Source organism: Aquirufa echingensis (assembly GCF_042714525.1).
Taxonomy (GTDB): Bacteria; Bacteroidota; Bacteroidia; order Cytophagales; family Spirosomataceae; genus Aquirufa; species Aquirufa echingensis.
Genome location: NZ_JBBKYA010000004.1, coordinates 461,047 through 487,471, shown reverse-complemented (window position 1 = coordinate 487,471; position 26,425 = coordinate 461,047). Strand labels below are relative to the sequence as shown.

Annotated in this window: 24 protein-coding genes; 16 read left to right on the top strand and 8 right to left on the bottom strand. The window is 42.0% G+C overall.

Annotation, left to right across the window (positions count from 1 at the left end; translation table 11 throughout):
* The first annotated feature begins 77 nt into the window (after positions 1-77).
* Positions 78-2,507, top strand: a complete 2,430-nt coding sequence (locus tag SKC38_RS10080) for a TonB-dependent receptor (protein ID WP_377977011.1) — start codon at positions 78-80, stop codon at positions 2,505-2,507.
* On the opposite strand, the gene SKC38_RS10075 is transcribed toward SKC38_RS10080, so the two are convergent.
* On the bottom strand, positions 2,504-4,600 hold the full coding sequence (locus tag SKC38_RS10075) for a TonB-dependent receptor domain-containing protein (RefSeq protein WP_377977010.1): 2,097 nt from the start codon (positions 4,598-4,600) through the stop codon (positions 2,504-2,506). The two genes, SKC38_RS10080 and SKC38_RS10075, sit on opposite strands and share 4 nt — an antisense overlap.
* Positions 4,587-5,183, bottom strand: coding sequence for a DUF4956 domain-containing protein (locus SKC38_RS10070; RefSeq protein ID WP_377977009.1), 597 nt, complete (start codon positions 5,181-5,183; stop codon positions 4,587-4,589). The genes SKC38_RS10075 and SKC38_RS10070 overlap by 14 nt, the downstream gene beginning before the upstream one ends.
* 195 nt (positions 5,184-5,378) lie before the next feature.
* On the opposite strand from SKC38_RS10070, the gene SKC38_RS10065 reads away from it, so the two are divergent.
* From SKC38_RS10065 to SKC38_RS10045, 5 genes are read left to right on the top strand one after another with little or no spacing between them, the layout of a single operon-like run.
* The gene (locus tag SKC38_RS10065) at positions 5,379-5,807 is read left to right on the top strand and encodes a Rieske 2Fe-2S domain-containing protein (RefSeq protein ID WP_377977008.1); all 429 of its coding nucleotides are present in this window, start codon (positions 5,379-5,381) and stop codon (positions 5,805-5,807) included.
* Positions 5,800-6,723 carry a DUF5777 family beta-barrel protein gene (locus tag SKC38_RS10060; RefSeq protein ID WP_377977007.1) on the top strand — a complete coding sequence of 308 codons (924 nt, stop codon included), beginning with the start codon at positions 5,800-5,802 and terminating at the stop codon, positions 6,721-6,723. Before SKC38_RS10065 ends, SKC38_RS10060 begins: the two co-directional genes overlap by 8 nt.
* Complete coding sequence (locus SKC38_RS10055; protein ID WP_377977006.1) at positions 6,723-7,259, top strand: YceI family protein; 537 nt, start codon at positions 6,723-6,725, stop codon at positions 7,257-7,259. The genes SKC38_RS10060 and SKC38_RS10055 overlap by 1 nt, the downstream gene beginning before the upstream one ends.
* Entirely contained in the window at positions 7,260-8,318 is a 1,059-nt protein-coding gene (locus SKC38_RS10050) for a hypothetical protein (protein ID WP_377977005.1), read from the top strand.
* A gap of 3 nt (positions 8,319-8,321) precedes the next feature.
* Entirely contained in the window at positions 8,322-8,648 is a 327-nt protein-coding gene (locus tag SKC38_RS10045) for a cupin domain-containing protein (protein WP_377977004.1), read from the top strand.
* Positions 8,649-8,809: 161 nt separating this feature from the next.
* Here the strand turns inward: SKC38_RS10045 and SKC38_RS10040 are convergent, their stop codons facing one another.
* Entirely contained in the window at positions 8,810-9,187 is a 378-nt protein-coding gene (locus SKC38_RS10040; RefSeq protein ID WP_377977003.1) for a Dabb family protein, read from the bottom strand.
* 487 nt (positions 9,188-9,674) lie between these two features.
* On the opposite strand from SKC38_RS10040, the gene SKC38_RS10035 reads away from it, so the two are divergent.
* The 4 genes from SKC38_RS10035 to SKC38_RS10020 are packed head-to-tail and all read left to right on the top strand — an operon-like array spanning position 9,675 to position 14,036.
* Complete coding sequence (locus SKC38_RS10035; protein ID WP_377977002.1) at positions 9,675-10,991, top strand: hypothetical protein; 1,317 nt, start codon at positions 9,675-9,677, stop codon at positions 10,989-10,991.
* Between the two features lie 18 nt (positions 10,992-11,009).
* Positions 11,010-12,041: a sodium:calcium antiporter gene (locus tag SKC38_RS10030; protein ID WP_377977001.1), complete on the top strand. Its 1,032-nt coding sequence runs from the start codon at positions 11,010-11,012 to the stop codon at positions 12,039-12,041.
* Position 12,042: 1 nt separating this feature from the next.
* Positions 12,043-12,579: an acyl-CoA thioesterase gene (locus SKC38_RS10025; protein ID WP_377977000.1), complete on the top strand. Its 537-nt coding sequence runs from the start codon at positions 12,043-12,045 to the stop codon at positions 12,577-12,579.
* 56 nt (positions 12,580-12,635) lie between these two features.
* Positions 12,636-14,036, top strand: coding sequence for a Gfo/Idh/MocA family protein (locus SKC38_RS10020; protein WP_377976999.1), 1,401 nt, complete (start codon positions 12,636-12,638; stop codon positions 14,034-14,036).
* On the opposite strand, the gene SKC38_RS10015 is transcribed toward SKC38_RS10020, so the two are convergent.
* Both SKC38_RS10015 and SKC38_RS10010 read right to left on the bottom strand, forming a co-directional pair.
* A complete protein-coding gene (locus SKC38_RS10015) occupies positions 14,033-15,226 on the bottom strand; it encodes a L,D-transpeptidase family protein (RefSeq protein WP_377976998.1) in 1,194 nt (397 codons plus the stop codon). The genes SKC38_RS10020 and SKC38_RS10015 overlap by 4 nt on opposite strands.
* A gap of 146 nt (positions 15,227-15,372) precedes the next feature.
* Positions 15,373-16,545 carry an FtsW/RodA/SpoVE family cell cycle protein gene (locus SKC38_RS10010; RefSeq protein WP_377976997.1) on the bottom strand — a complete coding sequence of 391 codons (1,173 nt, stop codon included), beginning with the start codon at positions 16,543-16,545 and terminating at the stop codon, positions 15,373-15,375.
* A gap of 207 nt (positions 16,546-16,752) precedes the next feature.
* Here SKC38_RS10010 and SKC38_RS10005 point away from each other — a divergent pair, with 207 nt between their 5' ends.
* Together SKC38_RS10005 and SKC38_RS10000 are read left to right on the top strand one after the other, a co-directional pair.
* Positions 16,753-17,067: a hypothetical protein gene (locus SKC38_RS10005; RefSeq protein WP_377976996.1), complete on the top strand. Its 315-nt coding sequence runs from the start codon at positions 16,753-16,755 to the stop codon at positions 17,065-17,067.
* Between the two features lie 566 nt (positions 17,068-17,633).
* On the top strand, positions 17,634-18,830 hold the full coding sequence (locus tag SKC38_RS10000) for a helix-turn-helix domain-containing protein (RefSeq protein WP_377976995.1): 1,197 nt from the start codon (positions 17,634-17,636) through the stop codon (positions 18,828-18,830).
* Between the two features lie 35 nt (positions 18,831-18,865).
* On the opposite strand, the gene SKC38_RS09995 is transcribed toward SKC38_RS10000, so the two are convergent.
* Complete coding sequence (locus SKC38_RS09995) at positions 18,866-19,351, bottom strand: ester cyclase (RefSeq protein WP_377976994.1); 486 nt, start codon at positions 19,349-19,351, stop codon at positions 18,866-18,868.
* A gap of 174 nt (positions 19,352-19,525) precedes the next feature.
* Here SKC38_RS09995 and SKC38_RS09990 point away from each other — a divergent pair, with 174 nt between their 5' ends.
* The 4 genes from SKC38_RS09990 to SKC38_RS09975 all read left to right on the top strand — a co-directional run bounded on the left by SKC38_RS09990 (position 19,526) and on the right by SKC38_RS09975 (position 23,289).
* Positions 19,526-20,437, top strand: a complete 912-nt coding sequence (locus SKC38_RS09990) for a nuclear transport factor 2-like protein (protein WP_377976993.1) — start codon at positions 19,526-19,528, stop codon at positions 20,435-20,437.
* Positions 20,438-20,492: 55 nt separating this feature from the next.
* On the top strand, positions 20,493-21,284 hold the full coding sequence (locus tag SKC38_RS09985) for a hypothetical protein (protein ID WP_377976992.1): 792 nt from the start codon (positions 20,493-20,495) through the stop codon (positions 21,282-21,284).
* A gap of 54 nt (positions 21,285-21,338) precedes the next feature.
* Positions 21,339-21,839 (top strand): hypothetical protein, encoded by a 501-nt coding sequence (locus SKC38_RS09980; RefSeq protein ID WP_377976991.1) that lies wholly within the window; start codon positions 21,339-21,341, stop codon positions 21,837-21,839.
* Between the two features lie 130 nt (positions 21,840-21,969).
* Entirely contained in the window at positions 21,970-23,289 is a 1,320-nt protein-coding gene (locus SKC38_RS09975; RefSeq protein WP_377976990.1) for a serine hydrolase domain-containing protein, read from the top strand.
* Between the two features lie 90 nt (positions 23,290-23,379).
* Here SKC38_RS09975 and SKC38_RS09970 read toward each other — a convergent pair whose 3' ends face one another.
* Positions 23,380-23,829 carry an ACT domain-containing protein gene (locus tag SKC38_RS09970; protein ID WP_377976989.1) on the bottom strand — a complete coding sequence of 150 codons (450 nt, stop codon included), beginning with the start codon at positions 23,827-23,829 and terminating at the stop codon, positions 23,380-23,382.
* A 205-nt stretch (positions 23,830-24,034) separates the two neighbouring features.
* On the bottom strand, positions 24,035-26,365 hold the full coding sequence (locus SKC38_RS09965; protein WP_377976988.1) for a TonB-dependent siderophore receptor: 2,331 nt from the start codon (positions 26,363-26,365) through the stop codon (positions 24,035-24,037).
* Positions 26,366-26,425 lie beyond the last annotated feature (60 nt).

The following is a 26,425-nucleotide window of genomic DNA, read 5'->3' as shown; positions in this document are numbered from 1 at the left end:
CTGCTTGGCCATGCAACGCATTCGTAAGAAATTGCATCTAGCTTTTTTTCATTAACAGCCTTATTCAATCCGCCTACATGCGTTTACTACTATTACTATTATTGGTTTCCACCTCATTGTTTGCTCAAAATTCCTTGCAGTTTCATTTGCAGGATTCGAACAAACAAGACCTCCCCTTTTCCACCGCCATCCTAAAGAAATTGCCAGATTCAAGCCTCTACAAAGGCTTTTTGACCGACGAAAATGGAATAGGGAAGCTGACAAAAATCCCGGCAGGCAATTATGTTTTACAAGTCCAATCGACGGGATTTATCACCCAAAAATTAAGCCTACCTACTATCACAGAGACATCTCAAATAGACCTTGGTGTGATAAGTCTATTGGCCTTAACCAAAGAATTAGCGGAGGTTGAAGTGCGTGCCACAAAACCACTCATCGAAAAAAAACTGGATAAAACCATCGTCAATGTAGAGAATTCGGCCATGGCGGCCGGCAATACGACCATGGAGGTTTTGGAGCGCTCACCCGGTGTGATTGTCGACAAGGATGGAAACATCTCCCTTCGTGGAAAATCCGGTGCCAAAGTCATGATCGATGGAAAAATCTCCTATTTGACGGGAACCGATTTGGCAAATTACTTACGCAACCTTCCTGCGGATCAAATTTCAACGTTGGAAATCATGACTAATCCCTCTTCGCGCTATGATGCTGCGGGAACGGGTGGAATCATCAACATTAAATTGAAGAAAAATGCCAACATCGGCATGAATGGTTCGGTAAACACCACACTTGCTCAAGGATACTTTAATCGCCAAGCATTGGGAGGAAATGTTAACTACCGCAATAACGGCTGGAACTGGTTTGGGAATGCATCCTTTGGCCGCCGTCCGAACATGGAACGGAATTATTTGCTGCGGAAATTCACAGCCCAACAAGAAAATTGGGAGCAAAACTTTCAATATGCGAATCAAAATGAAAATGCGCAATTAAAAGCGGGAGTCGATTGGTATTTTTCACCAAAAACGACCTATGGTATTCTAATTTCTGGTGGCTATAATCACAATAGCCTGAATGACGGACTAAATAGAACGGTGCAAATGAACAGCCAGAATGAAGTATTGTCGCGTTTGGATACGTATAATTCCATGAACAATCCCTTCTTTAATTATGCAGCTAATTTCAATTTCAAACACTCCTACGATTCCACAGGCCGTGAACTAACGCTTGACATTGACCATGCGCATTTTAACGATCAAAACCAAAATGACTACCGGTCGCGCTATTCGAATTCCTTATTTTTACCTGTTCGTCCAGATTCATTACTTCGAACAGGATCACAATCCTACATCGATCAATATTCCTTGAAATCTGATTATATTATTCCGTCCTTTTTAAAAGCCAAATGGGGTCTTGGCATGAAATCCTCTTGGGTGAAAACGGATAATGATTTACAATTCCGAGCAAAAGCTTTTCAAGGAGAACAGTATCAATTCTTAACCGGACAAAGCAATCGCTTCGTCTATACCGAACAAATCCATGCCCTGTACTTGAATACCGAGCGGGCCATAGGTAAATGGAGTTACCAAATTGGCCTAAGAGGCGAATGGACCTTTGCCGATGGAACATCTTCTGCTTATACTCAAGAACCCGATATTAGTTTCCATCGCGATTACTTACAATTTTTTCCAAGTGCATTCTTGCAATACGAAGCATCCAAGAAACATACACTTGGCATGACTTATAGTCGGCGGATCGACCGACCGGGTTATTCTGATTTGAATCCATTCGTCTTCTACTTGGATAATTACACTTACAATGTGGGAAATCCGATGTTGATGCCCCAACTAACCAACTCCTTCGAATTGAGCCATACCTACATGGGAGGCATTTCGACAACCTTGGGATATAGTCACACTGACCAGGTTATTACGCAATTATTGAAGCAAGATGTGGCTACACGTAAAACCTACCAAACGACGGCTAATATGGCGCAACGCGTGACTTATAGCGTGGGGATTTCATTACCCATCCCAGTGAATAAATGGTGGACAAGCAATTCCGACATTTTCTTTAACCGCGCGGAATTAACAGGTAACATCGCGGCTTCGGCCATTTCGCCTTCGGCCAACATGTTCTACATTTCCTCAAACCATACATTTACCCTTCCCAAAGACATCAAAATCGAATTGGGCGGGAATTATTTCACGGGAGGATTAGAAGGCGCATTTGTGTTTGGCGCAGGAGGATCGCTGAACATGGGAATTCAAAAAACCATCATGAAGAAGCGTGCAACCATTCGTTTGAACGCGCAGGATATCTTGTACACGTCTAACCCACCGGTGACAATCAAATATGCGGATTTGGATGTATTGGTTCAGCCAAAGAACGATTCGCGTGTAGTTCGTTTAAACTTCACGTATCGTTTTGGAAATGCCTCCATTAAAGGAGCTAGACAACGTGCCACAGGTTTAGATGCAGAAAAAGGACGCGTCAAGGGAGCGAATTAATCCTCCTCTCCTGCCTCGTCCTCATTGACCGATTTCCGATTTTTAAGACCCGAATTTTTCTTGGTGCTGAGTTTAAACGCAAGGCCCAAATAGAAAATTCGGGTTTCTTTTTTCTTCGTCAAATCACTCACAAAACCAAAAGGCCTGGAATCATAAACGGTTTGTTGGGTATTAAACACATCATTAATTCGTGCATTCAACACCCACGCTTTCAGCTCTTTTTTGAAACCTAAATCCACGGTGTAAAAACCCTCAATAATACCCAAGGGATGAATTTGAGCCGATTGATAAATCCCGCTGATTTGAAAAGATGCGGTGGATGATAAGTTCCAAATTTGGCTTAAACGCCCATTCCAACTCCAGCGATTCATGTTCAAGGATTGTTCCTGCACCTGGCCTTGCAAATCGGTTTGATACAAGGAACTCGTTACATTGACCTTCCAATTTTTCGTTGGGTTAAAGGTCGTAATATTTTCAAAGCCCCAGGTTTCCGACCGAGCAATATTCTCAAAACGGGTTAAGGTGGTGTCGCCTTCTTGTAAGGTTCGCACGCGACCAACCAATTGATTGACCCGACGGTAAAATAGTTGATTGCTTGTATGCAAGGTTCCCACATCCATGGAATGTTCGATTTCCGCTAAATAGGTTCGCTCGGGTTGAAGCATCGGATTTCCCGACTGCAGATTCAACGGATCCGCGAAGGATATGAAAGGATTCAAAGCCTTGTAGGACGGTCGGTTCACCCGCGAAGAAAAGCGAAATCCAACTTGTTGGTTTTTTGTCAATTGCTTTTCCACTGAAATCGAAGGAAACAGCTGGACATAATTCAAATTTGCTTGGGTTGCCTCCACACGCAATCCCCCTTGAACATCCCATTTTTTCCCGCTAAAATGCGTTGTCCCATATACGGCTTGGATACGCTCTAAATACTGAAAGGCATTACTACGTTTGAGGTCTATATTCCAAATTCCTCGTAATTTTTCGTACCGAAAATCGGTATCAAAAAGTCGTTCTGTCAACTTAAACCCATAATCAAAGCTGAGCTTTTTTGAGAATTGTGTTTCCCAATCCCCCTGAAAGAGCAGGGTGTAATTGCCGCTTCTCGCGGAAGATTGTTCGATTCGATTCGGAAAATTCGAATTGGGAATATCAAAGCCGCCGTAGAAATAGCGTTGTGTGAAATCATTTTGATCCGACCCCATATTTCGAATCCATAGAAAATCCAAATGGGCAGATGTCCGCTGTTTGCCAATAGTTCCCAAAGAAATCAAGACATCCATCCCACGATCATCTCCTTGCTTGTCGGCATCCCGTATGTAATAGCGATCCGGAGCGCGCACAAATTGCGAGAAATTCAATCGGGCTTCATTGTTGTGATCTTTGGAATATCGACCAATCCCCTGCAATCCCAGGGTCCAGCGCGGATTTAAGCTATATTCCAAACGTGCTTGTAAAGCGTGATTATAATCCCGATTTATCTCTTGGGTGTTTTGTTCGATTTGGGACAATCCATATTGGCTTGCATTTTCGCGATACAAATGCTGGAAATTATCTCGGATGGATTGTTTGAAATTATAATCGAACGAATAAGAAAGTCTTTTAAAGCCGTTCCCATAACGCGTAGAAAGAGCTACCTGATCATGCGTCCCCCATTGTAAATTTGCTTGCGCTTGCTTGAATCCACTTCCTTTTTTCAGGACAATATTTAAAATTCCCGTACTACCTTCCGCAGAATATTTTGCCCCTGGTGCCGAAATAATTTCGATGTAATCGATGCGATCCGCGGGAAAAAGACTGAGCGCATTGGCCCGTGATGAAGAAAGAATTCCGGAAGGTTTTCCATCAAAATAAATCGTAAGACTTTGGCTGCCCCGGTATTGAATCGAACCATCGCCAGCGACGTAGATGGACGGAATATTCGCTAATACATCTTGTAGATTTCCACCTAAATTGGTCAAATTCGCCGACGGATAAAAGACCTGTTTCCCAAATTCGGGTCTGCTAGCTTTCACTTCGACATTGCGCAAGGTGTCCACTTGAGCTTTTATATGAAGTGAAACGAGGCAAAAAATGAGTAGCCTAAGCTTCCGCATCGGCAGAGAAAGTTTCGTTGTCTTTGGAATAGTAATAGGCCTTCAATTGCGCGACACCTCTTTGGTAATCCACCTTCACCACTTGAACGCGGTGAATCGGTTGGCCCGTCTTATCAATTAAATCTTGAATCAATAATGCCTTTTGGTCCGGTTTAACCAAAGCCAAATTCTCATAAGTTAAGACCTGAAAATTTTCATGGGTCAAGGTCAGAAAACGCCCCAACAAAAAGGTTACCCCAACAAGCAAAGAATTCGCAAGTATGAGCATGGGATAATTTTCCAGCGAGGCGATCGAATTGATAATACCCAACGTCACAACCAAGAAAAAATAACCCATTTCGCCGATGGGAACGGTAACCGTCCGGTAGCGAAACATGGAAAACATAGCAAAAAGGCCAAAAGCAAAACCGAATTTCAGGTCGGCCTCAGCCAACAAAAAACACAACACAAACAAGATTGAATTGAACAAGAAGAAGGTAAAAACAAAATCCTTGTTCTTGTATTGCGGATAATAGATGAATCGAATGACCAAGAAGGTAAAAAACAAATTGATCAGAAATCGCAGGGTAAAAAGCTCAATCATGGAAGTTAAATTTTTCAAATGTACGGAAATAAATGAACGCTTTGTCTTGACACATCGGCTTAAAATTTAATCGTCAGATACTTGGCTTTGATAGACCATAGCTCGTTAACTGTCGATTCTGATGAATGTCATACGAGGGGTTGAAAGAATTATCCTGATAAAAACCTAAATTGCAGTTACTAACCCTGAAGAAATATGCAATCGAAAATGAAACGAAATGAATTCCTAAAATCCCTTGGATTAAAAGGAGCGTCTTTATTAGCCGTTTATTGTGGCGCATCCGCTTTAAGTTCTTGTGAGAATGAGTCCTTAACTCCAGCATCAGCCGTCGATTTCACGCTTGACCTATCTAACGCATCCTATTCTGCATTAAATACGGTAGGGAAATATGTCATATACAATCAAATCGTAGTGGCTCGGGTATCGTCAACAAGTTTTGCTGCTGTTACCCAAATATGCACGCACGAGGGAAAAGCGCAGGTAATTTACAATGGAAGTAAATTCTATTGCACAGCGCATGGAGCCACATTTAGCACATCTGGGACGGCTGAATCTGTGACAAGCAAAGCGTTAAAAACCTACCAAACCGCTCTAACGGGCACAACACTCCGGGTATATGCGTAATATATGGATAGCATGTGTACTTATTTTGGGATCGATCCAGCTACATGCACAGGATGACCTCATGGCCATGTTGGAAAAAGAGGATGCCAAACAAACCAATTACACATTGGCGACCTTTAAGGCTTCCCGACTCATCAATGGCCAAACGGTCGAAACAATCGCCAAGCAACATTTAAATTTCTGGATTTCGCACCGTTTTGGGGCGATTAATTCGGGCTTTATTGATAATTTTTTAGGCTTGGATGAGGCACGAATTCGATTAGGATTAGAATATGCTATCACGGATCGCTTGCTTGTAGGGGCTGGCCGCTCAACCATCGAAAAAACGTATGATAGCTATGTCAAATACAAAATGATTCGTCAATCCAATAAGATGCCCGTCACGGTGACGGCTTATGGTAGCATTGCTAGCAATACGATGAAAACGGGTTATACGATGGAGTCGGGAACGGTGATGCGATTCAACAATAATTTACAAAGGCAGACATTTATGGGCCAAGTATTAATTGCCCGTAAGTTTTCGGATAAATTATCCTTGCAGGTGATGCCTACGCTCTTCCATAACAACCTGGCTGAAAATGTCTACATGGAAAATACGCAGGCCGCGATGGGATTTGGAGGACGCTATAAATTGAGCAATCGACTCAGTGTTTCTGCGGAATATTATTATAATTTAATCGATAAAGAGGAATACGAAGAAGCCGCCGGTCAGAAATACCCATACCATAATTCGCTGGCGATTGGATTCGACATAGAAACGGGTGGGCACGTGTTCCAACTTCATGTGACGAATTCACGCGGGATGATTGAAAAACATTTTATCGGCCAAACGATTGGTACCTGGCAAAATGGGGATCTTTTTTATGGCTTCAACATGGCGAGAACCTTTAGTTTCGAGCCCAAAATCAAAAAATAATGCGTTATCTATTCATTTTAGCACTTTGCCTGATATGCTTATCGGCAAACGCGCAATTATTTGTCACCCAAACAGGGGAAATCTCCTTCTTTTCAAAAACTCCGATGGAGGATATTGATGCGGTCAACAAACAAGTGGGCAGTATCATCAATTCCGCAAATAATGAAGTTGCGGTACAAATGCGTGTAACCAATTTTGTATTCCCTAACAAATTGATGCAAGAGCATTTTAACGAGAACTATTTGGAGACAGATAAATTTCCGTCGGCGACCTTTAAAGGAAAAATCAAAGAAAGTATTGACCTCAAAATCCCGGGAACCTATGCGGTAACTGCAGCGGGTACAGCGACCATTCATGGAATTTCCAGACCCGTTGAATTAAAAGGAAGCATTATTTCGAACGGCAAGACCTTGCAACTAAGCTGCACCTTTGATATACGTTTAGATGAATATAAGATTGATATCCCTAAAATAGTCTTTGCCAAAATTGCGGAAGTTGTGAAGGTAAAAGGCTCCTTTCAGTACAACCTACGCTAGATGAAAAGATTATTAATTATTGGTATTTGTTTATCTTTTTGGGCCTGTTTGGAAGACAAGAACATCGCGATCGTCCCACAAGAAAATAAGGTCGATTCTGTTGTCACTGAGGTACCTAGTACGAATAGCACCTGCGATACGATGGTGATATCCTTTGACAAATCGGTTTGGCCTATATTGAATACAAATTGCGTATCGTGTCACAATCCAAATAACCCTTCGGCCGGCGTGGATCTTTCTACTTATGCAAATATCCAAACCTATGTGAAAAATGGAAAGTTATATGGTTCCATTACGCACGCTAATGGCTATAAACCGATGCCATCTGCAACAACAAAACTTAGTAGTTGTGACATCACCATCATCCAAAAATGGATACGTGGCGCTTCTCCCAGCGGGAATATTTTGATCGACCTAAACCCCATAAATCCCATCAATCCTGTGGTAGATATACCGCAAATCAAACCACCCATTGTAGTCAATTGCAGTCCAGACTCGGTGTATTTCAAGCAAAAGATTTTACCCTTGTTGGTCTCCAATTGCGCGATGAGTGGATGCCACGATGCAATTTCGAAGAAAGATGGGGTTATTCTGACGGATTATGCCAACATCATACGTGAAGTCAAAATCACGAATCCTGCGGGAAGTGATTTATATAAATCCTTGATTGCGACGGGCGAAGACCGGATGCCGCCGGCGGGTCCGCTGTCAACGGAAAACATTAACAATGTGTTGACCTGGATCAAACAAGGGGCAAAAAACAATTCTTGTGATGTATCTGCGAGTAATTGCGTGACAACAAACGTAAGTTTTAAAACTGTTGTTCAACCGATATTAATAAACTATTGTACAGGTTGCCACAGTGGCGCTAGACCATCTGGGAATATCGATTTAACGACACATGCAAATGTGCAAAAATATGCTGCAAATGGTCAGTTATATGGCTCAATCGCGCACCAAACGGGCTACATACCCATGCCTTCCGCAACAACAAAATTAACTACTTGCGAAATTGATCAAGTAAAATCCTGGATTACCGTAGGGTCTTTAAATAACTAACGCATGCAAACATTAATACATGATTCATCTGTTGAATGGACCGAACTAGGTGCAGGGATTCGTCGCAAAGTGATGGCCTTTGATGATCAAATGATGCTTGTTAAAGTAGCTTTTGAGCCAGGCGCCGTAGGAACCTTGCACCAACATCCACATACGCAGGCGTCCTATGTCTCCAAAGGAGTATTCGATATAACGATAGATGGGAAAACCCAGCGATTGTCAGCAGGAGACGTCTATTTTGTACCTAGTGGAGAAGTACATGGGGCAGTTTGTATCGAAAAAGGGGAATTAATCGATGTTTTTACGCCTATGCGGGAAGATTTCGTGTAATAGGTCGGCAGGGTGTCCACCCAAAAACTGATTTTATCTTTATATTCATTGACTTAAACTTCGCTTTTCGCGATTTATCAAGAAATTGATATACGATTTCATATAGTTAGCCGTTGACTAACGCTGCCGGGGTCTGAAGACCCCGGCAGCGTTTACCCCAGCTATACGTCAATCGAATCGTAAACAATCACTTTCTTCCATAAATGGGAATTATTTTTCACAAATTCCAGATGGATTGGATGATCTTGATACACTTTTTGGCCGGCTTCGTCATCGAAAAACATCAACTCAGAAACGTCCCAAGACGTATCTACGACATCTCGTTTTTCGGTCGAGGCAAGCGTACCAATGTGAATTTGCTTAATGGTCGGAATCCCTTTCAAGGTTTTCAAACCGGCGATTAATTGTTTTTTATCCGCTTCTGAATTTGGATTGTTTAACCAAAAAAATACGTGGTGTAATAAAGGTTTATTTGTTGGAGCATTTCCTGCGGAGGCAGCAATCAAAGGAGTCGCTGCTAAGAATTTTCTTCTGTTCATCTTGAATAGGTTTGAATGTAAATATCAAGATTTTTATATGGACTTAAAACAGAAAATCAAGATTTTAATGCAACATTCAGGACAATACCGATTCAACATGTGACGTTTTAATCCATATTTGTAATATGAAAATGAGGCAGCTTTGGCTTTTTCGGATTTGTCTATGCTTGACGCTCTTTGTAGCGGCCAATCGGATATTCGCATTTTCAGATACAAATACCAAAGCTAAATATACCCTTCAAGCCCAGACAGCAGAAGATCAGGAAGAGGATGATGTGCTTCTACCCGCTACGGTGCCTAGCTGGAATTTCTCAACAATCGAATTTAAAGTCTTTGTTGGCGATGCAATCCGCACTCAACAAAACTCCCGTGTTCTAATACCTCTTTTCATTCGATTCCGAAATCTACGCCTGTAGAATCACCTGCTTATATTTCCCATTATTTATTCATCAGGCTTCCCTTTGGACAGCCTCCTAATCACCCATATATGAAAAATTTATGTCTATTGCTCGTAAGCTTTATATGCATACAGCAATCCTTTGCGCAAGATAACGAAGCGCTAAAATTCAAATTAAACGAGTCGGGAAGTCATTACTTCCAAGCCACCTTATTGAACCAAGTTTGGGTTCGGGCAAATGAAAGCAATCCCGGCACAACCGTGGAAGGCAATCTGGCATCGAGCACCTTCGATATCGGATTACGCAGAACGCGTATGCAATTATTCGGTCAAATAACGGATCGAACCTTCTTATATTTTCAGTTTGGCCAAAACAACTTCAATGCCCAATACAACAGCACGGGGAATCGCAAAATTGCTCCATTCTTTCATGATGCATTGGGCGAATATCGGATTTCAAGCAAAAACCAATTGAAAGTAGGTGGTGGATTAAGCATCATTTCGGGTTTATCGCGCTTTTCCCAACCGAGCATTGGAACTATTACGAGCATGGATGTCCCTGTTTTTGCGCAGACAACCGTGGATCAGATTGATCAATTTTCACGTAAACTGAGCATCTATGCCCGTGGGCAAATAGGCAAATGGGATTATCGCTATATTTTGAGTGATCCATTCCCGATTAGCTCAAATGGTCAGACACCTCCAGCCTTGAGTTCCGTTGCGAATTTTAGTACGAAGGGGCACGCGGTCCAACAGCAAGCTTATTTAATTTATCAGTTTTTTGATCATGAAAACCACACGACACCCTATATGACGGGATCGTATTTGGGAACAAAAAAGATCGTAAACATCGCAGCAGGAGCTATTTACCAAGCGAATGCCCTTTGGAATAAATCGGCCACGGGTGATACGACTTACCATGCGATGATGCACTGGGCGGTGGAGAGTTTTGTAGATATGCCTTTAGCGAATAAAGGAGCCATCAATGCGTATGTTGGCTATTTCAACACGAATTATGGCACAAATTATTTGCGCTATAATGGGGTGATGAACCCGGCAAATGGAAGTACGTTGACCGCTTCAAATTCGATGACAGGTCAGGGACCTACGTATGGAAATTCGTATCCGATGTTTGGAACAGGACATGTCATTTACAGTCAGGTGGGCTACCTTTTGCCGTCCAAGCGCTGGATGCCTTATGCCACGGCAACACTGGCCCAATATGACCGCATACAAGGTTTGTCAACGAATACGTATAATCTGGGACTGAATTATTACATCCAAGGAAACAAATCCAAATTGAGTTTGGACTTTCAAAACAGACCTAGCTACCAGGTACAAGGCGATGTGATAAAAGCCGGTGATCGTTTAAACACATTAACGCTTCAATTTCAATTATTTATCTAAAAATTGATAGCTTTGGGCATGCAAGCCTTTTCGACAACTACCCTGCTGGCCATATTCTTACTTTCAACAGCCGCCATTTGGTGGATGGGTGTACGAATTACCAAATTGGTCGATTTCGTGACGATACGTTTTGATCTTGGGGAGGCATTTGGCGGCATGGTTTTTTTGTCGATTATCACCAATCTGCCTGAAATTGCGATTACGTTGATGGCCGCGGCCCACCGTAATTACGATATCGCAGTCAGTAATATTTTAGGCGGAATAGCCATCCAAACGGTTGTACTAGTCTTAATCGATGTTTTTGGGGTGGGTCATACCGCCCCATTAACATGGAAAGGGCATGCAAGGGTCTTAATCTTGGAAGGGTTGGCCGTGATTTTCATCTTGACCTTTGTCTTGATGGGAAATCAATTTCCAGAAAGCTTTAAATATTTTCGTAGCAGCCCCATTGAATGGATCATTTTTGGGATTTGGCTTGGTTCCATTTATTTCATTTCTCGAATAGGTAAAGCTGATGCTGCACGCGAAAGACTAACTGAAGAATTGCACCATTCCCGTCATCCAACGAAACGCTTCAAAGGAAGTAGCACCAAAGCATTCATTGAATTAGGCACAGGCGCATTACTTATTCTATTTTCGGGTTGGCTTTTAGAAGCCTCAGGCGAAATTGTGGCATCCCGCTTTCATATTAATGGAGTCATTTTTGGCGGTACCATTTTGGCCTTATGTACAGCTTTACCGGAAATATCTACAGGTATTGCATCTGCCAAAATCCGCGACTACAACATGGCCGTGAGTGATATTTTTGGTGGCAATGCCTTTTTACCTATTCTGTTTTTGTTTGCTTCGTTGATCGGCGGTGACGCTATTTTGCCAAACTTAAAACCGACAGATTTATATTTAACGACCTTAGGAATCATTTTGACCGGCATTTATATGGCAGGCATGCTGATTCCATCTCAACGCCAAATCCTCCGAATGGGCATCGATTCATTTATTGTTTTATGGGTTTATTTGCTCGGGATAGCAGGTTTAATTTTAATCATGTAGCATGCAATACAAAGAAGTACACGAATCTGAGACCACTTATACCGAATTAATGATTCCATCTTATGCCAATTTTGGCGGTAAGGTGCACGGGGGAATCATCTTGTCCTTATTAGACAAAGTAGCCTACATTTGTGCCTCCAAACATAGCCATCAGTATTGTGTAACCGTTTCCGTAGAAGGCGTTGAATTCAAAAGTCCGGTGGAGGTTGGTGATTTGGTCGAGATCAAAGCATCTGTTAATTATGTCGGTCGGACGACCATGATCGTAGGCATGCGTGTGGAATCATTTAACCCGCGGGATGGCATCGTGCGCCACACGAATTCCTGTTATTTTACGATGGCTGCCAAAGATGAGCATGGTAATCTCACGGAAGTTCCAGGGCTTAAATTAACGACGGAGACCCAGGTCAGACGTTTCTGTGAGGGGAAAATTATTCGGAAATTATCCCAAGAAAAACGAGAGATTTTGAAGTCGGATTTGGAATTAGCCGAGATGAAAATCCAATGTGCGGAGGAGCGCTGCTCCATCGATTTATAGTTTTCAGTAAATTTCAAGGTTCATCGTCTTTCCTAGGTACAAACCTATAAAAAGCTATGAATCAAGCACATGAATCTTCCCGCAGAACCTTTCTAAAGAACGCGGCATTATTAACTTCCGCGGCGGCATTTCCCGCGTTTATCTCGAAAAATTCGGGTGATAAAGTCAATTTAGCCTGTATCGGAATAGGAAACCAAGGGGGATTGGATGTCATGTCTTTGTATAGCACAGGACTTTGTAACATCGTCGCGCTTTGCGATGTGGACATGGGCGCTCCACAGACCTTGAAGGTTTTGGAAAAATTCCCAGATGTTCCGCGTTTTCAGGATTTCCGACAACTATTCGACAAGATGGGCAATCAATTCGAGGCTGTCTCGATTGGTGTACCGGATCATTCCCATTTTCCAATCACGATGATGGCTTTGGGAATGGGCAAACACGTGTTTGTGGAGAAACCGATGGCGCGTACCTTTCATGAAGTGGAATTAATGATGGCTGCGGCTCGTAAGCATCCGAATTTGGTTACCCAAATGGGAAATCAAGGACATTCGGAGGCCAATTACTTCCAGTTCAAAGCATGGAAAGAAGCGGGCATCATCAAGGATGTGACTGCGATGACGGCACACATGAACTCCCCTCGCAGATGGCATGGATGGGACCCTAAAATAAAGAACTTCCCACCTGCAGAAGCAATTCCAAGCACATTAGATTGGGATATTTGGCAAGGCGTCGTTTCGCCAAATCATGATTACCAAAAAGACTTTGTTAATGGCCAATGGCGTTGCTGGTTTGACTATGGATTAGGTGCTTTGGGCGACTGGGGCGCACATATTATGGATACGGCACATGAATTTTTGGAATTAGGATTACCTACTGAAATTAACATGTTGCGTGCGGATGGACACAATGATTTCTTTTATCCAATGTCGTCGACCATTCAATTTAAATTCCCTTCTCGCAAGAACATGCCAGCAATGGATATTACGTGGTATGATGGCTTGAATAATATACCTCCTGTGCCGGCCAACTACGGTACGACGGAATTAGATCCGAACATTCCGCCAGCGGGAAATGGCAAAATCCAACCAGCTAAATTGAACCCGGGTAAGATCATTTATAGCAAAGATTTGACCTTCAAAGGGGGATCGCATGGCTCAACTTTATCGATTTTAGGAGATGCTGGGAAAGATTTAAAATTACCCGATGTACCAAAGAGCCCATCGAATCACTATGCGAATTTCTTGAAGGCATGTATGGGTCAGGAGAAAACGCGTTCACCATTTGCGATTGCTGGACCATTGAGTCAAGTATTCTCTTTAGGAGTTTTAGCTCAAAAATTGAACACCAAATTGGTGTTTGACCGCGATACAAAATTGATCACGAACAATAAATTAGCGAACCAATTATTGGTAGGCCCAGCGCCACGAAAAGGTTGGGAGCAATACTACAAGATTTAACGCTTGTAGATATTCGGGTAAAACGTCAGCTTACCGTTTTCGTCAAAATCCACTTGGCTGTACCAAATGACCAAGGGGATATTGCGCTTAATCGTTAGGTATTTAGGCGTTTTATCGGAATAGGCCGCTTGGGCATCGAGCGTGTCGATGGCGGTTGAATTCGGTTTCAATAACCAAGAACCAAAGTTTAAAGGCTTTTCTAGTCGGATGCAGCTATGGCTGTAAAATCGTTTTTCTTTACTGAATAATTTCTTTTCAGATGTATCATGGAGGTACATCTTGAAGGGATTATCAAATTGAATTTTCAAAATCCCTAAGGTGTTCCATTTTCCAGTTCGCTGGCGCATGGAGTACGGGAAATAATTAGCATTCAGTCGACTCCAAGGCACTTTTTCAGGTTCTACTTTTCGATTTTGTTGGTCGAAAATTTCCAAATGACTCGCATAGAAATAGCGGATATTCTTCCGGATTTCCGGCACAAGTTCTTCGATGCAGATGCTACGCGGCACGCTCCAATAGGGCGTGATAATCATGTTTTTCAATTTACTGGAAAGCGTTTTGCTAGGTCTTGTGGGTTTACCGAGGACAACGCGCATTTGCATGACTTGTTTATGAGATTCGAAAGCTTTGAGTTGGGTCGAAGGAATATTGACCAAAACCAAGGAACGATTAGCTCTGGCAGCGATGAGCCAGCGGTATTCATTGGCGGCTTTGGCTAATAATTGTTTTTTTTCTGGGCTGTATTGTACGGAATCTTTTAATACTTGAAGGATTTGACTGACTTCATTTTCTTCATCAATTAGACGATTCGCTAACTCTTTAATTTTAGGTGTACTCCAAAGTTCGCCATAGCGGTTTCGATAGGCATCGCGCGACAGGTTAAAATCATAGCCTTGAAAGCGGAGGTAAGGTGATTGATTCCCAAACTTGAGATCCAGCATGAACTGTTGGACTGCCTTTTTCGCCGCGCTGGTATCTTGCGGTGTGTATTGATAATCTTTCGAACGTAGACCGAGTGATTCGGCTTGTTGCATCAAGGAATCGAGGGGGCTTTGCGCATGCAGGGAAGCGCAGATTAGTAACAAGAAGAAGGTGATGTATTTCAATGTGTTCGAGCTCCTATACCTTGGGTTGTTTGCTTTACCTTGGCTAGCCATCCTTACCTTTGGCAATCCTTTGAGGTTTGCCAAAGGTAGTGGTTTTGAGGGAGATTTTTGGGGGCGAGAAACAGATTATCAATTAACTGAAATCGAATATCAGTTGGCCTACAAACATTGCCCCTTAAAACCCTTAGCTTTGGCAATCCTCCAAGGTTTGCCAAAGCTGAGTTAGGAAGCTAAGTGCGCGCGAGTTGCGTTTTAGCTTTATCCCGCGTAACCGAAAGAATATACCCGATACTAATCATGGTAAAGATCAACGAGGTTCCACCCGCTGACACCAAGGGAATCGGTTGGCCCGTCACCGGAATCGCCCCTACGGCCACGAACATATTTAAGAATGCTTGACTGACAATCGAGAAAGTTAAGCCGGCCGACATCAGTCCGCCGAGCGGTTTGGCGCTATAAGAAATTGCGAGAGCACCACGCCAAAACAACCACATAAACATTACAGGCAATAAAAATCCAGCAACAATCCCCCATTCTTCTACGATGATGGCATATACAAAATCAGATTCCGCCTGCGATAAATGAAAGCGAAATTGGCTATTTCCCGGACCTTTGGGCTGCAAACCACCTGTAGCAATGGCATAAAGGCTTTGTTTCAATTGATAATTCGTTCCTTGATCATCCAGCTCAATTTCCTCTTTGGAAGGATGCCCAAACATACGTTTCACATACACTTCAATTCGATGTTTAATCGTTTCAGCCCTTTGGCCTACACCACCCACAATCAATCCTATACCCGTGGATATGAAAATTCCTAGTACAATGGCAATGGCCTTGTAGGGCACCCGACCGAAAATCATTAAGACGATCGAGGTCACGAAGACAATCACACTCGTGGAAAAATTGGACAAGAAAATCAGAAAACAGGTCACCCCTAATTTAAAGCAAATAACAAATAATACCGCGGGATCATAGGCTTCCGGATCGGCTTGTCGGGCAGCAAACATCTTCGACAAGGAAATCGTCAAACACAATTTAGCCATATCGGAAGGCATAAAACTCAAAGGTCCCATTTGCAACCACCGACTTGCGCCGCCCGCTTCCTTTCCGTATAGATACGCGAGTCCGATGAGGAACCACGATCCGTAGAGGGCTAAATCCACATATTTCGTTGATTTCAAATAATCCTTTCGCGAAAAGACCCCCATCGCATAGAATCCCCCCACCAAGATAACGAGTGACTTAACGAGATGTTGGAGCGGAACAAAAGGACCGCCCATCGTTAATCGCCCTTTGGCGGAGAATTGAATAATAACGCCAACGATACTGAGAAGAATAACAATTAAAAGGATGTGTACATCCCCGTCAAAATGTTTTTTGATGCGTTCCGAAATAGTGTTCATGGATTCTACTTTTGCGAGATGCAAAGCTGCAAATTCATTTTACGAATACGAATTTTCCCAAAAAATACTGTGACAATTTTTACGCACATTACGAAATAAAATGATTGCCAACGTGCTGAAAATAAACGGATTAAACGCATTCAAAATTGACAATTCGAAAAACACCAAACCGATATTTCCTACACAAAACCTGCGTAGTTTTGCGGCATGGCAATAGAACTAGAATTTATCAATTTGGTGATACGCAAAAGCACCTTGGAGGAAAAATACCAGGGCGGTATTGAACAATTTCGCAAGGACCTACCGAATCGGTCATTACGCGAAGATGAGGACTTAGTCCGATTCGGCTGTATGAATTGGAATGACTTGGAACATTTCACGGACATCATTGTAGCAAAAGGTTTGGAATACAAAGATCAAGAAACAAAAGATTTCGTGGTGATCAGCTCTTTGAAAGGAGCTTTGTGGGAGGTGGATTGGATAGGTTTCGAGAACAGTACATGTTATGCAACCAAAACTTAAGTCTACACGCTGTAATACGTTGCACTTCGAACTCAAATCGTTGGCAAAAAAACCTAAGTCATTGGCTATAAAGTATTTGAACACATTTGGATTTTGCTGATTAAACGGTTTTGACCTATATTTGAGCAAATCGATTTTCCCATGCAACACACGTTTCAAAGTCCATGGTTTAGCACCCTTTTGGGATGCACCAAACACAAAATATATGTAGGGGCAAGCCAAATTGAAATCGACACGTTATCGCTCTTTCAATTCAGCCAGTGTACGCACCGGATTTTATACAAGGAAATAGATTCCGTCACTTTAGTAAAGAAAAATCTTTTTACGGAGCTGCATATTCAATTGAAGACAGGGGGACACTTTATGATCCCCAACATAAGTCATCGAACGGCATTCGAATTAAAATGCTGCTTAAGCGCGAAGATGTAATTATGCGAAATTATCAGTTTTGTCAATTAAAAATAATTCTATTCCCACTACCTTTGGCAATCCTCCCAGGTTTGCCAAAGGTAAGGGGTGGAGAATTTAATTCGTTTTGATTATCTTTCGTTAATTAACTAGTTCATTTGGAAATACTTGCGCCCGTTTTTGGCATCTTTACCTCGTTCATCCTGCTGTATTACCTCAGTTCATTAAACAGGTCGAACATCTTTTTAGCACTCTTTTTCCTGTGCTGCAACCTCGTGGTGATGGTCTATTTCGGTTTGCATTACAGCAAGATGGAGTTTTGGGAAGGTATCTGTTTTGTGCATTTCCTACCGCTCTCTTTCCTATTAGGCCCTACCCTATTCTATTACGTCAAGCACACCGTTTCCGAAAACAAAGCATTTACCTGGCAGGATTCTTTACACCTGATCCCGGCTATATTTGTTGGCATCGCCACCCTCCCCTTCACCCTGCAGCCTTTGGCAATCAAAACCCAAATGGCACATCAAATCGTGAATTTCACGGAGGATTACCGACTCAATTTCAACTGGGTCACCTTTGAGCAATTGCTCTATGGACGATCGATTCATGTGATTTTGTATGCCTTCGTCTCGATCGGGTATTTCTTTTGGAACAAACAAATGTTGCTGAAAAAATATGGCATGATCCCAACTAACCATCCCATCATCCAACGCTGGTTTTTCACCTTAATCACCTTACAAGTGATCATCGCCTCCACAAGTTTAGGCCATATGATTACCTTGTATTTTAAACCGGTTTATATTTTAGGTATTTCTTCCCAAAGTATATTTAGCGAAGAACACTTCTTTCGTATTTGTGGGGGTGGATTTTTTATCCAAAATTTCTTCTTATTCCTCTTTCCCAATATTTTGTATGGGAACATTTCTTATTCCTTGGATTTGGACGAGGCTTCAACTTTCCAGAAAATCAAATCAAGTTTTGCCAAACAGGTTAAACCCCTGGAGAACACCCCAGAATTCGAGCTGCAATTGATTGATTATTTGAAATCGGCCCCCTTCATCAAAAAGGATTTTACCTTATCGCAAATGTCATTTGACCTGAAGATTCCTGAACGAAACCTTTCTGCCTATTTCAACAGTGACCTGCAGAAGACATTTGGTGAATGGAAAAATGACCAACGAATCGAATATGTGGTGAAATTGATTGAAGATGGTCACGCAGCAGTCTATACGATTGAAGCGCTATCCGCCGAAGCGGGTTTCCAGTCGAGATCTAAATTCATTGATGCATTTAAAAGCCGACAAGGCGTTACCCCATCCGCTTTCATCAAATCAAAAAAGCCCGCTGCTAACTAGCAAGGGGCTTTAAAAACTACCTACTTCATCTAAAATTACGGAGCTTTCAACCCTAACTGTTTGAAAAACTCGAGGTTATCAAAAAAGTCTTGTTCCTCCGTAATCTTACCTCCGATGATCGTCGCAATCGTGCAACCGATTACATCCACCGATTTACCAGTGGCAGGAATCCCAAAGAAATTACCTGTGTGTTTTCCTTTGAACTGCCAGTATTTAACCAATTTATTTCCTGATGCGAAAGATTCTTTCACAATAAATTCCCGATCAGAAAATCCCGTGATGTAGTTTTCGTAATAGGCTTTAGCAGCTGCCTTTCCTTTAATTTCAGGTACGGTATGCAATACCACATTTTCAGCGTAGGCCGTATCTAAAATATTACTACGTCCTTCATTGATAACAACATCCCATACGTGACCGTAATTGGCAACATTTTCCGCTGCTACTTTTTCATTTTGTTCACTTTGTGTCGTGCAAGAAAATAAGGTTCCTGCCGCAAACACGAGCATAATTATTTTTTTCATACAGAATATGTTTGGTTTGTGTTCAAAAGTATAAAACGCATATCCGAAATGCCTGTGTAGGCATAATTAATCTGTTCCCAAAAATGCAAAAGGGTACAAATTGCCCATTGAAATTATTCGAAAAGGGAATCAAACTTTCGTTCTTGCTTTCCTTAATTAATAATCAAAAAACACATGAAAAAACTAGTTCTATTAGGGGCCTTAGTAGCCTCAGTATTCTTCGTAAAAGCGCAAACAGCTGGCAAAATATTTGTTGGCGATAGCCAAGGGAAACCCTTCAAGTTCGGTTCTGAAAAAAGCAGCAACGTTGTTTTGGAAGCAGTAAAAGCTTACAACGCAAATAACTCTGCTGCAGAGACTGCCTTGTGGTCTGATGAAATGATTAAGAAATACGCTGAAGCGAATCAAAAAGGACATGCGGAATATCAATCCGTCGTAAACAAACCTATGGCAATTCTTCCCTTATATGCTGAGGGTCAAAAAACAGAAGTTGTCCTATTGCAATCAACGGAAGAGCGCATTTATAAAAATGGCTCGAAGCAAAATTTAAACTTATTTGAATTATTTCAAGTAGATAAAGCTGGCAAAATCTCAGGATTTACACAGTACTATTCGATTCCAAAAACCAATGAATATGGAAAAACATATGGTGGTAAATACATTGCGCAGAAACCGGGGTCAGAAGTTGATGGACGTCCACTCGAATTCTCAAACCGTGGCGAAGTAGAAGCCATTGAAAAATTAGCGAAAGCTTGGAATGCGATGGATGTTAAAGCATTTTCGGAAGTAATTGCAGATGAAGTAACAATTGAGGGATTTGATGGCTCAACATCTAAACTAACGAAAGCTATGATTCCTGCTACATTTGCTGAATTTAAATCTTTGGATTGGAAACCCGGTTTAATCCTTCCATTCAAATTGCAAAATACCGATCCCGTATCTGGCATTATCGTTTACTCTTCTGAGAAACGTGTATTGAAAGATGGTAGCGTTTGGGACAAAGATTTAATTGAAGTTTTCCGGTTTAATCTTGCGGGTAAGATCGATCAAATCACTCAATTTTCTAAAGAAAAAACAAAAAAATAACCAATTAAGTCCGTGTGCACATCGCACACGGACAATATTTTAAACCCCAAAAACCATGAAAAAACTTACTCTATTATTCCTTGCATTTTTTGCAATCACAGCGAGCACATTCGCACAAAACAAGACCTATTATATCAACATTGCTTTTCACAAATTAAAGCCCGGCCACACAATTGATGAGGCCATGGCGCTCGAAAAGAAATGGAAAGTTATTCATTTGAAACGTAAGGCTGCAGGCCTAATTGGCGCCTGGGCTGTTTATCCAATTATGAATGAATACAAATCGGAATCGGTGGATTATGATTATGTATCCCTAAATGCTTCAGAAGATTTAAACAAGCTTACACAATATCCAGCGGATATGGGAACAGCCTTAATGAAAGAAGATCCAAGTTTTTATTCTTTAATGGATGAAACGTTAAAGGTTCAATCGATTGTTCGCAACAAATTGACTAAGGTTATAGAAACAACAGGTCCATCCAATGATTTGAATTCGATCATATTGATGGAAACAATGAAAGTCACACAACAAAACTATTTTGCCTACTTGGATTTCGAAAAACAAGTTAAAGCCATTCAAACAGATCGAATCAAAGCTGACAACATTCAGGAATGGGCATTTTTACAACATTTGACACCTATCTCCTATGAAGGATCTGGCCAATTCACAACGCTAACTTTCTTCAAAGACTTGTCCAAATTTGACTTTGATTCAAGCCCAGTCTACATCAATGGAGCAAAAAAATACATGAATCTGACTCCTGAACAATTCACTAAAAAAGTAGGGGATTTACGTAGCATCAACCAATCTGTATTGTTACAATACGCGGTAGGTACATTTAACTAGTTCTAAATTTTCCAGGCCGACTCGCATGAGTCGGCCATTTTAAACCCAACAATCATGAAAAAATTAATGATTTTTGCTTGCCTAATCGCAGGCGGAATGATGTCTTGTTCTAAACAAGAAAGTAAGTTGCCAGAAGGTGCTGTAGGTTATGTAATAGACAAGTCGGCCAACATCGATTTAGCCAAGAAATCGATGCAAGCCTTAAGCGATGGGGATTCTGTAACCTATCGTGCTACCTATTCGGAAGATGCGGTCTTTTATGACAACGCGGATACGATTACATTAGACCAAAACGTTTCCTTATTCACCGCTTTCAAAGCGAAAGGAATTACGATGAAGTTGGATTCCATCCCGAATATCACAGAAACGATTTACAACGAAAAAGGATACTTCGATTGCAATCATTTTGTCTACGCATATGCTTGGTTCACATTAACGCGTGGAGACAAGTCGGTGAAAGTCATCATCCACTCAGTAGACGGCATCAAAGATGGCAAGCAGGTGGTTGAATGGTTACGCTATGACACGAAGAAGATTAACGAAATCATGCAATAATCATATTTCATCAAACTCCTTTACCTTTGGCAATCCTCCAAGGTTTGCCAAAGGTACGGGGAAAGGAGGATAACGAGTCCTCCTTTTGTTATATTATCAGTATCTTGATTAACACAAATTACTCCATCCGATGAAACACACTTTACTCCTTTTCGTTGCCCTTATTTCCTTTGGCAGCCTTGCTCAAAATCTACCTGCAGGTGACCCGGTCCATCTCGGTTTATCCAAAGAAGGACTTGCACGCGTCGATGCCTTTTTGGCAAAAGAATCAGAAAATCAACACATTCCTGGGTCGATTGGCATGATCGTCCGACATGGGAAAGTTGCTTACAAAAAAGCTTTTGGCAAAGCGAACCTCGAAACGGGTGAAGCGATGCGCACCGACCACCTTTTCCGGATGGCGAGTATGACCAAAATTATTACCGGCGTTGCAGGCCTTAAATTATTCGAAAGAGGACTATTCACAATGGATACGCCTTTGGAAACGATTTTACCTGAATTTGCCAATATGCAAATTTTGGTCGGATACGATACCTTGAAACATCAATTCATCACACGACCTGCTAAAAACAAGATCTTGATGAAGCACGTATTTACACATACGTCGGGCATTGCCTATCCACCCTTCTCAAGTTTAGGCCGCGAGGGCTATTTGAATGCGGGCATTACGATCGCTTTCCCCAAGGGGGACACAAAATTAACCATCGCGGAAATTATTCGCGGTGTGGCAAAATTACCGTTGGTTCATGAGCCCGGGGAGAGCTGGACATACGGCATGAATCTCGAAGTATTAGGTCGTGTGATTGAGGTTTTGGATGGCCGTACCTTTGCCGACTTCCTTCGCCAAGAAATCTTTACGCCCTTAAAAATGACAAGAACGTTTGTAGGTGTTACGCCAAACGAATGGAAAAACATGGCGCAGGTTTACACGCAGGACAAATCGGGGAAAAAGAGCGTCTACACGGATGAAGTAGGCAAGAAATTATTAGGGTTTTCAGCAGACATGTCGATGGACTACTACAAGAACACGAACACGTCATTAGCCATGGGTGGAACGGACATTGTTAGCAATGTAGACGATTATGCTCGATTCTTCCAAATGATCCTTAACTATGGAGAATTGGATGGCGCACGCATTTTGAGTAAGAAAACGGTTGAGATGATCGAGAAACCTTTATTCGATGTGGCGACGAATGATGGAGTTGCCAAAGGCGTTACGGGTAGATCGCAGTTCAAAGCGGGCGTTACCGTTTATGTTTATCCTGAGGAACAAACGAAATTCGAGACAATCTCAGCGGGAACATATTTCTGGAAAGGATATTTTGGAACGCAATTTTGGGTGGACCGCAAGGAAGACATGCTTGGAATGGTGTTCCTACAAATTGCACCTGAACCTACGCGATTTAATGAAAAATTCCGTCATTTAGCTTGGGGAAGTATCGCGAAATAACCCGCACTTACCTTTGGCAATCCTCAAACCAGGTTTGCCAAAGGTACGGGGGAAGGAGGACATGATGTCCTCCTTTTTTTATTTTATCAATTACTTGATTGTGTTTTCTTTGGCCAACACCATTTTCGCTTTTTCGTAGTACTTGCTTTCCACCAAGATATAATCCGTATCAAACGTACTCACACAAAACAAGGGAATTTGATTATCAGCTAAGGTCTTCGACAATGCCGCTAATATACCCGTAATCGAAAAGTCAAGTGGACCTTCAATCTTAAACCCTTTCCAGTTTTCTGCTTTCTTTATTCCTGCCGGTGCAAATCGCTGATCGACTACGATCGACAACTCATCATTCGTTTTTGAAATGGAGTAGAAGCTTCCTTGGTACGCCCATTCAGGCACTTTGGAATCGGGTGCCAGCCTACAAACGGCATAGGAATCAGGCATGAGCGACAAGGTTAAATTTCTTTTCTGCGCTGTACTTAAAAAACTGAATGAAAGTAGCGCTGCTGTTAGCACAAGGGTGCTTTTGATTTTTGACATGAATTTTGTTTTAGTGCTCCCTTACCTTTGGCAAACCTGGTTGGAGGATTGCCAAAGGTACGGAGGATTGTGGACTTGACCGATTAGTTTGTATTGATTATCAGTTAATTGGCCAGCATTATCAGTTGGCCTTTACATTTAAATCACGCTAAACCCCTACCTTTGGCAATCCTCCAACCAGGTTTGCCAAAGGTAAGAGGGGGTATTACCACCCATAGGTCAAGGTCAAACTATAATTCCGAGGGGCAATGGGATTCACAGAATTATCATCGTGAACATTGTAACTCAACACATCTCCCAAATTCGCCACGCGAGCCCGCAAGGACATTTTCTTGAACGTATAGCCCGCTGTTAAATCTGCTTGCACATAAGCTGGAAGCGCAATGAGTCTGTAGGCATCATTCGCCACCAGCACACGCGTCGACCGCCCCGCAAACCGTTCGCCGATATACACCGCCGTCAAGCCTAATTGAAAACCTTGATAACGATATTGAACGCCTAAATTCGCAGTATGACGTGGGTTATATTTCAATAAGCTTCCTTCGATATAGGTATTACTTTTGACATACTTCGTTTCATTGAAACTATACCCACCCGATAGCGTAAAACCTGCTATTGGTTTAGACATCACATCCAATTCGACGCCCTCACTTTGCACGGAACCTGCCATTTCTTTGACATAGGAATACGTGGTCGCGTTGAGTAGGGCATTTTGGGCTAAATTATTATTCAATATCCGGTAAGCGGTCAAATTAACAGAAATCAACCCATCCCATAATTCATTCTTTGCCCCTACTTCATACTGATCAATTAAAGATGGAGGCAAAGCCTGATTATTGATATCCACTCCCGTATTCAAGGTGAATGAATTCGAATAACTGGCAAACAAGGCATGGTCCAACGAAGGTTTATATACGATTCCCAAACGAGGTGAAAATGCCCCATCAAAATTAGACGTCGATGTAGTTTTGCCAGTCGCATAGGCATAAACATCGCTCAAAGTTTGTTGGTATGAATAACGCAAGCCCGCCAAAATTTTCCACTGTCCATTAATATGAATAAGATCCTGCGCATAAACACCTAAGCGACGAATAGGAGCCATCGTTTTAGTAAACGGAGTCATGGTAGGTTGATCTGACCGACTAGTCTTTAAGCTACTCGCATACACATTGATGGTGTCGTATCGCGCAAATTGATTATAGGCATAGGTATCCGTGTTATAAAAATCCGAATCTAGACCAACTAATACTTGATGTTTCATCCCTGCCAAATTCAATGAGCCAATTAAATCCAATTGGGTTATTCCATAGCTTTCCTCTACCTCAGATTTCTGTAAATTTCGAATCCATTGGCCGTTTGCTGAGATTAAGGTGCCAGCATTCGGACGCGTGTTGGAGAAAAGATTACTGGCATTTTGGCGCCAGCCATTCATCCATTTTAGTGTCCAATTTTCATTGATTTGATGTGTCAAAGTAGTCGTAATAGAACTTTGAGATGATTTAATATTCGACCAGGCAACGCCTAAAAATCGTTCCCGGGGAATATCAACAATTTGGTAATTAATGATTCCAGCACCGAAATCAGGCGTTCTTTGGTCGGCCAAATAATCCCCTTCCACAATCAATTCCGTCTTTTTACCTAGCTTAAACAAGATTGACGGATTCACATATACGCGTTCCGAGGAAACACCTACCCGAAAACTATTTGCCTGCTCGGCACTCGCATTTAAGCGAACGGCGATGTTTTTGGAAAGTCCACCATATACGTCGACGGAAGGCTTGTACATACCCCATGAACCCGTACGAAGACTTATTTCTCCCCCGAAATTGAATTTAGGTTTCTTGGTCACCAAATTTAGCACACCCCCAGCGGCCACATTTCCATACAGAATCGCAGCACTACCTTTCAGAATCTCCACTTTCTCCACTCCACTCAATTCCGAAATCATTCCGTTCGCATAGCGCATTCCATTCTTAAAGGTATTTGAACTCGCCATCGAAAAACCCCGCGCGGCAATTTCCTCTTGGTAGCCACCCGTAGCACCGAAAATATAAACGCCATTTGTGTTCATCAATACATCACTCATTCGGTTGACCTGTTGGGCCTCCAACAAACTTTTATCGAGCGTCACCACACTTTGCGGCAAATCCATGGGTTTGATAGGCAATTTTCCGATGGTGATTGGCTTCTCGTTTTGACTCACATAGCCTACGACAACAATTTCTTTCAAATCATTGCTTGCCTCAACCAATTCCAAATCCAAATGAAGTGCTTTATCTGCGACCAGATTTACTTTTTCTTGCAAGGTTTTATATCCTACAAATGAAGCTTGCAAGGTGTACATACCCGGCTTCAAGCCTTGAAAATTGAATTTCCCATCAACATCCGATGGCTTTCCGCGCTTCAACTCGATCAATCGAACAGAAACACCCGGAACAACTTGCTGTTTGGCATCTCGAACAACACCTTCCAAAGAGGCTTGCTGACCATAAACAACTGTAAACGAACAAATTAAAAGAATTATTAGGCGGATCATATACTTATGTTTGTTTAGACTAATTATAAATAATGACCAAAACTACATGTGACAGATTAC